The sequence below is a fragment of the Companilactobacillus nodensis DSM 19682 = JCM 14932 = NBRC 107160 genome (assembly GCF_000615905.1).
In the GTDB taxonomy this organism is placed as follows: Bacteria; Bacillota; Bacilli; order Lactobacillales; family Lactobacillaceae; genus Companilactobacillus; species Companilactobacillus nodensis.
The window spans coordinates 86,228-98,217 of record NZ_BAMN01000007.1 but is presented as its reverse complement, the minus strand read 5'-3'; the positions used below and the strand labels follow the sequence as shown (position 1 = coordinate 98,217).

The following is an 11,990-nucleotide window of genomic DNA, read 5'->3' as shown; positions in this document are numbered from 1 at the left end:
TTAAGATGAGAGAAAGTACAGCCAGAAACTTACCAAATTACGAAGCACAAGCACAACCACAGTCTAATCCCGTCGCAGCACCAAAACCTGCGCCCCATAAAGTAGCATTATCTAAGTTAGAGGCAACTTTAATAGTTGGTCTCGGTCTTTTAACGTTGCTTCTAATGGTTTCATTAGTCAGTGTTAAGGTTTCAATGACTTCTGCTCAAAATAATTTGGATCACATCACAACACAAATAACAAAAGTAAACACAGATAACGTAAACTTACGCCAGGAAATTTCTGAAATGACCAGCTTTGATCGTCTTTCAGCCTTTGCCAAAAAACATAACTTAAAAATGAGTAACAAAAACGTAAGGAACGTATCGAAATGAAATTTGGGAAAATATTTAAAAATAAGGCAAGACGCAATCATTATATCGTTGGTGGGATAATATTGATTGCGACTGCCCTTTTTTTTATTGTCTGTATATACCGATTTGCTTCAATCTCAACCCGTAAGGAATATAACGGTGTCAATTTGGAGCAGAGAACGAAGATGAAATATGAAAGAGCGTCTAAGGTCAATGCCAAGCGTGGAGATATCCTGGATGCGAACGGCGATATGATTGCTGGAGATTCTACAATCTATAACATATATGCTGTTTTAAATAAGAAAGCCAAAACTGAGGATGGCAAGGCTGACTACGTTACTGATAAGCAACAGACCGCCAAAGTTTTGAGCAAATACTTGCCACTTTCAAAAAAAGAAATCCTCAAGTATTTAAATCCTAAGAGTAAAAAGCAATATCAAGTTGAGTTCGGGCAAGCTGGACGTGGCTTGTCAATTGAAATGAAAAATAAAATCAATAATAAAAAATTACCTGGTATCCATTTTGTAGAGTTGCCATCTCGTGCTTATCCTAATGGTGTCTTTGCGACTAATTTAGTTGGTATCACTAAGGCCGATAATGCCAATGATACTAATAGTAATATTAGCGGTCTGATGGGAATTGAAAAATATTTCAATAAATTACTATCAGGTAAAGACGGTAAGAGAATCACAAAAGTTGACTCTAATGGTAATGAATTGCCTGACTCACAAGTCGTTGAGAAGAGTTCTGTTGATGGATCAAATATTTATCTGACTTTGAATAGTCGTATTCAGCAGTATGCCGAAATCTTAGCTCAAGAGATTTCTGATAAATATGCGCCCAAGAATCTTCAAATAGTCGTAATGAATGCAAAGACTGGTGCTATTGAGGCAGCAACGCAGCGTCCAACGTTCAATCCGACGACCGGTAAGGGTATGACTGACAGTTGGCGTGATACTTTGGTCGAGGATCAATATGAACCCGGTTCTGTTATGAAGATTTTGACATTGTCAGCTTCGATAGATTCTGATAACTATAAACCGAATGAATTGTATAAGTCTGGATCAGTTGAAGTCGGTGGTCGAACGATCAATGATTGGAATAATGCCGGTTGGGGTTATATCCCTGTTTCAGAAGCATTCCCTCGCTCATCAAACGTCGGGATGGTTCATCTGGAAGAAGAGATGGGCTCAAAGACTTGGATGGAGTATATGAAGAAGTTCCATATTGGTGACAAGACAAATGTGGATCTGCCTGGTGAGGTTGCCGGAAGTATTTCGTATAAACATGCCAGTGATCAAGCTATGACATCGTTTGGACAAAGTGTCAATGTCAATGCGATACAGATGCTTCAAGCTTTTTCTGCAATAGCAAATGGCGGCAAGATGATCAAGCCACAAATTATTCAAAAGATCGTTAATCCGACGACTGGTAAGACTACTAAAACGTATAAGCGTACCGTAGTTGGAACACCAATCAAGGCAAGTACAGCTAAACAAGTTCAAAAAGCAATGCGTCAAGTTGTTACAAAGAACTATGGTACTGGTCTGGTTTATAATGTCCCTGGAGTCAAGGTCGGAGTTAAAACTGGTACAGCTCAGATTGCTTCGCCGAGTGGTGGATATTTAACTGGGAATAACAATTATATTTTCTCAGTTGCTGGTTTGATTCCATACAATGACCCTAATTACATCGTGTATATTACGATGCAACAACCACAAAAGATGACTGAATCACCTGAAAAGATTCTGTCTGAAGTGTTCAATCCGCTAGTTAAGCGCTTGGTCAGCCAAGGTAAATCACCAACTAATACGACGGACGCTGGTAGTCAATACGTAAGTATTCCAAGTTTGTTGAATAGTACAACTGATGAAGCCACTAAAGAAATTAAGAATATGGGCTTGCAAACTGGTATTATTGGTACCGGTAATAAAGTCGTTCAACAGCTACCTGCCAGTGGTGAGAAGGTCATGCCGGGTCAGAGGATCGTCTTATTGACCAACGGAGCAATGACAATGCCTGATGTCACCGGATGGTCTAAGAATGATGTGATGAAGTTTGCTGAGGTGACCGGAGTTCACGTCACGACCAAAGGTGATGGATATGTTACAAAACAGTCCATTGAAAAGGGCAAAGTAATCAGTGACAGTGGTAAAATTGTAGTTACGTTGAAAAATAAATAAATTGTTTAATAGTTAAGGGGATTTTTATGGAACTTAGTAATATTGTTATAGATATCGCTAGTGCTGCAGCAATTGTTGCCATCTTGATGCCATTCTTGATCGGTTACCTGATAGCACATAAGGAAGGTCAATCAATTCGTGAAGAGGGACCTAAGTGGCACGAAAAAAAATCTGGTACACCTACAATGGGTGGACTGCTTATTATATTGGCAACTGCCGCAACCAGTCTCTGGGTCGGTGCATGGCAAGGTCAATTGACTCATTCATTGTTAATTACAACATTTGTTATTGTTATCTATGGATGTATTGGTTTTATTGATGATTTTATTAAGGTCTTTAAGAAGAGAAATCTTGGACTTAAAGCATTACAAAAATTGATTTTACAAATTATTGTTGCGGCGATTTTCTTATATGTTTACAACAATGATCAGTTGCCAATGAACTTTTCTATTCCCGGTTTGTTTTCAATTGATTCAGCTGCCATTTTCATCTTGTTTACGATCTTTTGGCTAGTAGGTTTCTCCAACGCAACTAACTTAACTGATGGTCTTGATGGTCTGCTGGGTGGATTAGGAACTATTTCATATGCAACATATGGTTATATTTCTCTTTATCAGAACCGTGTCGATTTAGCAATCATCTGTTTTGCAGTTGTTGGTGCTTTGTTAGCATTCTTAGTATTTAATCACAAGCCCGCTCGAATTTTCATGGGGGATGTTGGTTCACTTGCTTTAGGTGCTGGATTAGCTGCAATATCGATCTTGTTAGGCAGATATTGGTCACTGCTGTTGATCGGTTTAGTGTATGTTATTGAAACAGCCAGTGTTATGTTACAAGTCTTCTCATTCAAAGTATTTCATCGTCGTATCTTCAAAATGACACCAATTCATCATCATTTTGAAATGCTTGGTTGGAATGAATGGAAAGTTGATATTGTTTTTTGGATCGTCGGAATTATTTGTTCAGGAATTTATTTAATCTTATTTATGTAGGAAGTCAGTCATGAAAACAGAAAGTGAATATTCAAATAAAAAAATATTAGTGTTAGGTCTTGCAAAGAGTGGTTTTGCAGTCGCAAAATTACTGAAAAAAATGAACTCAGATGTAACTGTTGTGGACTCTAATCCACTTGAAGGTAATGATGAAGCACAAAAGTTACTCGATGATGGTTTTAAAGTTATCACAGGCAGTAATGATGCCAAGTTGGTTGATGATTCTTTTGACTATGTCGTTAAGAATCCAGGAATCCCATATTCCAATGAATTAATCAAACACGCACAAGAAATCGGAGTTCCAGTTATCACAGAACCAGAAATAGCTTACAGTTATTCAGACGCTACAATGGTTGCTGTTACAGGTACTAACGGTAAGACGACCGTTACAACATTGATTCAATTGATGTTGGCACATTCTCCTAAGTTCAAAAAATCATATTATGCCGGTAATATCGGTATTCCCATTTCTGATGTCATTCAAAAGGCTACGTCTGATGATGTAGTTGTCACTGAACTCTCAAGTTTTCAACTTGAGGGAACAATTGATCTACATCCACATGTGGCGGTTCTTAATAATATTTATTCTACTCACCTTGATTTTCATGGTAATCGTGAAAACTACATCAAAGCAAAAATGCACATTACTAAGAATCAAACAAAAGATGATTACTTCATTGTCAATTGGAATACTGAGGAATGGCGTAATCTTGCTAAGCAATCTAGTGCTGTTATCAAACCATTTTCAGACGAACAAGAATTGACAGATGGCGCCTACGTTAAAAATGATGAAATTTATTTCAATAAAGAATTTGTAATGAATACTGATTCGATTCAAGTACCAGGTGAACATAATGTCCAAAACGCTTTGGCCGCAATTAATGTTGCTAAATTATTTGATGTAACGAATGAAGATATCATTGATGTTTTAGCATCATTTAAAGGTGTCAAACACCGTATCCAATATGTCGATAAGTTTAACGGCAGAAAATTTTATAATGATTCAAAGGCGACAAACACTGAAGCAACGATTGTTGCCTTGAGTGCCTTCAAACAACCTATCGTCTTGATCGCCGGTGGTTTGGATCGTGGAAATGGCTTCGACGAGTTGGTTCCATACTTGAAGGGCAAGGTTAGAAATATTGTGCTTTATGGCCAAACAGCTGATAAGATGGTCGACGCTGCTCAAAAAGCAGATATCAGCAGTATTACTAAGGTAAATAACTTGAAAGAAGCTGTACCTGAGGCTTATCGTCAAAGTAACGAGGGTGAAGTTATCCTATTGTCGCCAGCTGCTGCAAGTTGGGATCAATTTGATACTTTCGAACAACGTGGAGACCAATATATTGATGAGGTCGAAGCATTAAAAGGGGAAAATTAATGGATAAACTACGTGTAATAGTATCCGGTGGTGGTACCGGTGGTCATATTTATCCCGCAATGGCATTAATTAAGCGTCTAAAAGAACGTGACATGATTGATGATGTTTTATACGTTGGAACTGAAAAGGGCTTAGAGAGCAAGATTGTTAAGCAGACAGGCATTAGATTTGAGACAATTGAAATCCAAGGATTCAAGCGTAAGCTGACGTTTGAAAATGTCAAAGTAATGCAAATGTTTCTTTCTAGTGTTGGCAGATCTAAAAAAATCGTTAAGGAATTCAAACCAGATATTGTTATTGGTACTGGTGGATATGTTTCTAGTGCGGTTGTCTACGCTGCTCATCGTTTACATATTCCAACTATCATCCACGAACAGAATTCTATTGCTGGTGTGACTAACAAGTTCTTAGGTCACTTTGTTGATAGAATTGCGATTGCGTTTAAAGAGGCACAAGATCAGTTTTCTGAGAAACGTAAGATCGTCTTCACAGGAAACCCTCGTGCACAAGAAGCAGTCGGCATCAAACCAAATGATCGTTTAAAAGAATTCGGTTTAAAACCCGGCGTTTCAACAGTGATGATTTTTGGTGGTTCACGTGGTGCAACTCCGATCAACAATGCAGCAATTAGTGCAATGGATGATTTCATCAAGGAAAACTATCAAGTATTGTTTGTAACTGGAAGAGTACATTACGATGATGTAGTTAAAAAAATTGACGAAAAGTTCTTAAACAGCGAGAATATCTCTGTATTACCATATATTGATAATATGCCTGAAGTTTTGCCAGATATTAATTTAATCGTCGGTCGAAGTGGTGCAACTAGTATCGCCGAGATCACGGCCTTGGGTATCCCATCAATTTTCATTCCTAGTCCATACGTTACGCATGATCATCAAACAAAGAATGCAATGTCGGTCGCTAAAAATGGTGCCGCCAAAGTTATTCCGGAATCTGAATTGACAACAGATAAGTTGTTTGATCAAGTAAACCAAATTATGAATGATCAAGATGTACAAGACAAAATGTCTAAAGCATCCAAAGAAAATGGTGTGCCTGATGCTTCTGATCGTTTGATCAAGGTTATGACCACTTTAGTAAATAAATAATGTAGAGGTTTTGCAATGGCTAAGAGAAAGAGAAGCAACATCAAGAATATAGTTATTTTTTTCATAGCCATTGTGATTATTTTCATTGCTTATCTGGGATCACCCTTGAGTAAGGTCCGTAATATTTCAGTTGAAGGTGTTAATGACTTAGGTGCGCAACAGGTGATCGATGCAACTCAAATCAACGATAACAAAATGTTGATGAGTGTCTTCTTCGAAAAGAAATCAATTGCGGAACGCACGAAGAAAAAGTTGCCATCTATCAAGTCAGTTTCATTTGGAACTCATAATCTACGTGATTTAACGATCAATGTTACTGAATATCAAACATTGGGCTTGATCTATAAGGGCGGTTATTATTATCGGATAATCAACGATGGGCGCATTATTGATCAAAAGATGAAAGCTCCTATCGGTAATTATCCGATATATAGTGGATTTAATAGCAAAAAAGATTTAAAAAAAATATCAGATATATATAAGAACTTAAATAATAATGTTAAGACTAATGTCTCAGAGTTTTACAATGCTCCAACTAAATTGAATCCATATCGAGTAAAAATCGATATGAACGATGGCAATAAAGTTGTGGCGGATATTAGGACCGTTCAAGCAAAAATGCAATATTATCCGGGTATCGCTTCACAGATGAAAAAGAAAGGCGTTATCAATCTTGAAGTAGGTGCATATTCTTATCCATTTAAAGACAAGAAATAGGTTTAATATACTCATATTTGTGTTAAAATTTTCTAATGAATAGATTTTTTTCTAGGTAAGGGAGGCTGCCACGATTAATGGACAATTCTGAATTTTTTGTAGGTCTAGATATAGGTACCAATTCAATCAAAGTAGTGGTTGCTGAATCGTCCGGTGACAAAGTTAGTGTCGTCGGCGTTGGCAGCGAAAGATCCGAAGGAGTCAACCGTGGCGTTATAGTCGACATAGACAAAGCCGCAGGTGCGATTAAAAAGGCTGTTAAGAAAGCTGAGACTCAGGCTAATATAACGATATGTGACGTTGTCGTAGCGATATCCGCTAACATGTTACAGATTGAAAAATGCCAAGGTATGATTGCTGTTGGTGCTGAATCTAAAGAAATAAATGAAAATGATGTAAGACAAGTTATGGCTGCTGCATGGTTCAAAACTTACCTAGCGAACGTGAAGTAGTTTCATTGATCCCGAAGCAGTTCTCAGTAGATGGTTTTAATAATATCCGTGATCCAAGAGGTATGATCGGTGTACGTCTTGAGATGAAGGGTCTTATCTATACTGCTCCTAAGACTATCGTTCATAATACTAAAAAAGCTATCCAACAAGCAGGACTAAATATAACTCACAAAGTTATTTCACCAATGGCTCTTAGCCAAGTCGTTTTAGATGATGGCGAGAGTGATTTTGGTGCTGTAATTATCGATATGGGTGCTGGTCAAACAACCGCATCTGTAGTCCATGATCATAATTTGAAGCTTTCAACAGTTGATTTCGAAGGTGGAGATTATGTTACACACGATATATCAGTTGTTTTGAATACTACCATTGAAAATGCGAGTCAGTTAAAGCTTTATTACGGCAATGCTGACTCAAGTGATGCTTCTACTGAAGAAAATGTTAGTGTTGAAGTAGTTGGTAAAAGTGATCCTGAATCAATTTCAGAAGAATATCTAGCTGAGATCATTGAAGCCAGATTGGAACAAATATTTACTAGATTAAAGGATCCATTAGAGGATGCTGGAGCATTGTCATTGCCTGGCGGAATCGTATTGACCGGTGGTGTTGCTGCCACTCCTAACGTTGAAAAACTTGCTAAGCAAATTTTTGATGTTAAGGTAAAGAGCTATGTTCCTTCACAAATGGGGATGCGTTATCCGTCATATTCCTTGGGTCTAGGATTAGTAACTTATGCTTCTAGGTTGAATGATATTGGCATCATCGCTGATAACGTAGTAAACGGTGCTGCAATTAGCTTGAGAAGATCAGCTCCTCAAGCTTCAGTACAGGAACAAACTGTGAATGAACCAGAACCTAAGACAGTTCGACAAGATCCTGAGCCAAAGAAAAAGGCTCAAGAACCAAAACCTGAAAAAGGCAAAAAAATGTCCAAGGTTAAGGATTTCTGGAGTAAGTTTTTCGATTAAACATTAATTATTAATATAAAAGTAAAAGTAGTAGGAGGAACTCCTTAATGGAATATTCATTGGATTCAAATAACAATACGGGAGCAGTTATTAAAGTTATCGGTGTTGGTGGCGCTGGTGGCAATGCCGTTAACCGAATGGTTGATTCTGGCATCAATGGTGTACAATTTATTGCTGCAAACACTGATGTACAGGCACTTGAAAGTTCAAAGGCTGAGACTAAGATTCAATTAGGACCTAAGCTAACAAGAGGTTTGGGAGCTGGTTCTAACCCTGAGATCGGTCAAAAGGCTGCTCAAGAAAGCGAAGAATCCATCAAAGAAGCGCTTGATGGTGCTGATATGATTTTCATTACTGCCGGAATGGGTGGTGGTACAGGTACTGGTGCTGCACCTATCGTTGCCGGTATTGCCAAAGAAAGTGGCGCACTGACTGTTGGTGTCGTTACTCGTCCATTTGCCTTTGAAGGTTCAAAGCGTTCACGTTTTGCTGCAGATGGTATTACTGAATTGAAAAAAGACGTTGATACATTAGTTATTATTTCAAACAGTAAGCTATTGGAAATCGTTGATAAGAAAACACCAATGGGCGAAGCTTTCAGTATTGCCGATGATGTTCTTCGTCAAGGTGTTCAAAGTATCTCTGACTTAATTACTTCTCCAGGTTTCGTTAACTTGGACTTCGCTGATGTTAAGACAGTTATGTCTGATCAAGGTTCAGCTCTTATGGGTATTGGTACAGCTAACGGCGAAAACAGAATTACTGATGCCACAAACAAGGCCATTTCTTCACCACTATTGGAAGTTTCAATCGATGGTGCAAAACAAGTCTTGCTAAATATTACTGGTGGACCAGATCTATCATTGTTTGAAGCACAAGATGCTGCCCAAATTGTTTCTGAACAAGCCACATCTGATGTTAATATCATTTTTGGTACTTCAATCGATGAGACACTTGGCGATCAAGTCAAAGTTACAGTTATTGCAACCGGTGTTGAAACTGAAGACAAGAAGAGACCTGCAAAGCGTCCACAATTAAATAATCGTATGGCAACACTTGATAACAATCAAAATGAAGCTCCTAAACAAGCTCCAAAGCAACAACAATCAAGTGATCCATTAGCAGATTGGGATATTAACCAAGATACTAAGTCAAATGGTAATAATGTTTCAGGTGAAAAAGGAGATTTCGAAATCTTCAAGAAGCCAGAAACTATTGATTTGAACGATGATAATGATGATTCAACACCTCCAATCTTCAAACGTAGAAATAATAAATAATTTAACAAGTTAAAGTAGTTAGAAGGAGAACTTATTATGGCTTTTGAAAAGTTAGGTAATTTCTTTGGAATTAATGATGAAGATGATTACGAAGAACAAACAAGTTCTGAACAACCAGCTGCCGATTATTCTGGTAACGAGAAGGTAGTTTCTATGAATGCTGCAAGTGAACCAAGAACTGCAAGTGAACCAAGAACTGCAAGTAGCAAGATTGCTATTTACCAACCAAGAGTTTATTCAGATGCAAAAGTTATTGCAAAACAACTTTTGAATAATAAGGCTGTAATTGTTAATTTCAATAATGTAAATGATGAGCAATCAAAGCGAATCGTCGACTTTTTGACCGGTTCAATTTATGCTCTCAATGGCGAGATCAAACGTGTTGGAGATAAGATTTTCTTATGCACACCTCCTAAGTTTGAAATCGATGGAAGCATTCCTGAGCTAAACGAATAAAATAGATAGGGGAACCTTATGGATCGTATTTCTTATGGTTTGCCATTAATTATTGGTGGTGCATTCCAACTATACGAATTGATCGTGTTTGTATATTGTATTTTGACATTTATACCAGCACTTTATAATTCTGTTTTTGGTCAATTCATTGCCAGATTGGTCGAACCTTTTTTCAGAGCAATCTCGAAGATTATTCCAACAAGATTTGGGATGATTGATTTTTCCCCACTGATTGCTCTAATTATTCTAGAATTAGTACAGAAAGTGATTTTTTGGATAATCTAATGACAGATAAAGAAAATGTAAGCTTAAAAAGTGGATATTTTCGTCCAGAAGAAAAGCCCTTCATTGATAAAATGAGCGATCTGCTACTTAGAACACAAACTATGTATATCCCGCAATTAACCGATTTTCTTAATTTAAGAGAACAGCTGATTCTAAATAATCTCGTCAATAAATATGATGATCTGTATGTTCATTATTTTGGCGGATTTGAAGGGGCAGAGAGAGTCAGGGGTATTATTGCTCCTGACTATTTTGTACCTAAAAAGTCTGATTTTAAGATTTCTGTATTTGAGATTAGGTATCCAGAAAAGTTTGCTAGTTTACATCACGGACAGATTTTGGGTGCTTTGACTGGATCAGGAGTTGAGAGAGATCACTTTGGGGATATAATAACTGACGGTGAAAATTGGCAATTTTTTGTTTTTGATCAAATGGGAGATTTCATTTCCGAGCAAGTACAAAAAATAGGACCATACAAAGTTCACTTGTCAGAAAAGAATTTTAAGGAACTCTTATTACCAAAGGACGATTCACACGACGAAGTAATAAATGTGCATTCATTGCGCATAGATACCGTTGTAGCAACTGCCTATGACTTATCGAGACAGACTGCAAAGACCTTAGTTGAACACGGAAAGGTTCAAATGAATTGGGTCGTCAACAAAAATGCAAGTTCTTTTATAACGATCAATGATACGCTGAGTGTGCGTGGATATGGTCGTGTAAGAGTTAATGATGTTATGGGTAAGTCAAAGGGCAATAAATACATATTGTTCGTTAATATCATTAATAAATAAATTAGGGGTGGAGATTATGGTATTGTCACCAATAGAAATACATGATAAGGAATTTGAACACAAATTCCGTGGTTACAATCGCGATCAAGTTGATAAATTTCTAAAACAGGTTGCTCAGGACTATGATCTTGCCCTGCAAAAGAACGAGCAAATACAAAAAGAGTTAGAAGATACTAAAGAACAGTTGAAGTATTTCACCGATATGCGTGATGCTTTGAATCAATCAATTATTGTCGCTCAAGATGCAGCTGATAAGGTAAAGACTAATGCTGAACAAGAAGCACAAGTAATTGTTGAAGAGTCTCAGAAGAAGGCTCGTGATTTGTTGGATCAATCAACTGCTAAGTCTAATCAGATCTTAGAGGATGCTTCCAGCAAAGCACGACAAGTTACGATTGAAACTAATGATTTGAAGAAAAAATCAGCGGATTACAGACGTGGTTTGCAAGAAATTCTTCGTCAACAATTGAATATGATCCAGAGTCCTGAATGGGAAAAATTATCTGATGAAACTTCGACTGATGATTTGAAACAACGTGTGGGAATGCAGACAGACTTTGATCAGACCAATAATCAAACTCAGAATGTCGATCAAAGTGCAAATATGAATCAGACTAATAATCCTGAACCAGATAACTTTGATCAAAATAATGGCGCTCAACAAGGCGATAATTATGAAAACGATCAAACAGATTATGAAAATTCGTCTGATACCATTCCCAACGAGGAACAAATGAACTATAATAACAATATTCCCGATGAGAAGCCTGCAGATCCGTATACAGTTAGTCATGAGCAAAATGCTCCAACGTTTAATTTTACTGATGATGAAGCTGATAGTGCAGAAACTGACGATAATGGGGAAGCTAATAATTAAGAGAACAAGTGCTTTATAAAACATCTTTCAGCGAGCTAACGTATGGTGTGAGGTTAGTAAAATAATTTATTTAGTATATCAACTCTTAAACAACTGTATAATCAATTACCAATAGGTGGTATAACGAAGAACTCGTCCTA

At 37.3% G+C, this 11,990-nt stretch carries 11 protein-coding genes and 1 pseudogene; all 12 read left to right on the top strand.

From position 1 onward, the window contains the following. Window positions 1-5 precede the first annotated feature (5 nt). The 12 genes and pseudogenes from ftsL (at window position 6) to JCM14932_RS15920 (ending at window position 11,850) form a co-directional block, all read left to right on the top strand. Entirely contained in the window at window positions 6-374 is a 369-nt protein-coding gene (gene ftsL, locus JCM14932_RS06825; RefSeq protein ID WP_025024233.1) for a cell division protein FtsL, read from the top strand. Then, entirely contained in the window at window positions 371-2,536 is a 2,166-nt protein-coding gene (locus tag JCM14932_RS06820) for a penicillin-binding transpeptidase domain-containing protein (RefSeq protein ID WP_025024232.1), read from the top strand. Before ftsL ends, JCM14932_RS06820 begins: the two co-directional genes overlap by 4 nt. 26 nt (window positions 2,537-2,562) lie before the next feature. After that, entirely contained in the window at window positions 2,563-3,528 is a 966-nt protein-coding gene (gene mraY, locus JCM14932_RS06815) for a phospho-N-acetylmuramoyl-pentapeptide-transferase (RefSeq protein WP_025024231.1), read from the top strand. A gap of 10 nt (window positions 3,529-3,538) precedes the next feature. After that, complete coding sequence (murD, locus tag JCM14932_RS06810; protein WP_025024230.1) at window positions 3,539-4,909, top strand: UDP-N-acetylmuramoyl-L-alanine--D-glutamate ligase; 1,371 nt, start codon at window positions 3,539-3,541, stop codon at window positions 4,907-4,909. Further along, the gene (gene murG, locus JCM14932_RS06805) at window positions 4,909-6,018 is read left to right on the top strand and encodes an undecaprenyldiphospho-muramoylpentapeptide beta-N-acetylglucosaminyltransferase (RefSeq protein WP_025024229.1); all 1,110 of its coding nucleotides are present in this window, start codon (window positions 4,909-4,911) and stop codon (window positions 6,016-6,018) included. The genes murD and murG overlap by 1 nt, the downstream gene beginning before the upstream one ends. 15 nt (window positions 6,019-6,033) lie before the next feature. After that, window positions 6,034-6,735 (top strand): cell division protein FtsQ/DivIB, encoded by a 702-nt coding sequence (locus tag JCM14932_RS06800; RefSeq protein ID WP_025024228.1) that lies wholly within the window; start codon window positions 6,034-6,036, stop codon window positions 6,733-6,735. Window positions 6,736-6,812: 77 nt separating this feature from the next. Next, window positions 6,813-8,155: pseudogene (gene ftsA / locus JCM14932_RS14820) on the top strand (cell division protein FtsA). Window positions 8,156-8,202: 47 nt separating this feature from the next. Beyond that, window positions 8,203-9,435, top strand: a complete 1,233-nt coding sequence (gene ftsZ, locus JCM14932_RS06790; protein WP_025024227.1) for a cell division protein FtsZ — start codon at window positions 8,203-8,205, stop codon at window positions 9,433-9,435. 36 nt (window positions 9,436-9,471) lie between these two features. Then, complete coding sequence (locus tag JCM14932_RS06785; RefSeq protein WP_025024226.1) at window positions 9,472-9,891, top strand: cell division protein SepF; 420 nt, start codon at window positions 9,472-9,474, stop codon at window positions 9,889-9,891. Between the two features lie 18 nt (window positions 9,892-9,909). After that, complete coding sequence (locus JCM14932_RS06780; RefSeq protein WP_025024225.1) at window positions 9,910-10,176, top strand: YggT family protein; 267 nt, start codon at window positions 9,910-9,912, stop codon at window positions 10,174-10,176. Beyond that, entirely contained in the window at window positions 10,176-10,973 is a 798-nt protein-coding gene (locus tag JCM14932_RS06775; RefSeq protein ID WP_025024224.1) for a YlmH family RNA-binding protein, read from the top strand. The genes JCM14932_RS06780 and JCM14932_RS06775 overlap by 1 nt, the downstream gene beginning before the upstream one ends. 16 nt (window positions 10,974-10,989) lie before the next feature. Continuing rightward, window positions 10,990-11,850 carry a DivIVA domain-containing protein gene (locus JCM14932_RS15920; protein ID WP_025024223.1) on the top strand — a complete coding sequence of 287 codons (861 nt, stop codon included), beginning with the start codon at window positions 10,990-10,992 and terminating at the stop codon, window positions 11,848-11,850. Window positions 11,851-11,990: the final 140 nt, after the last annotated feature.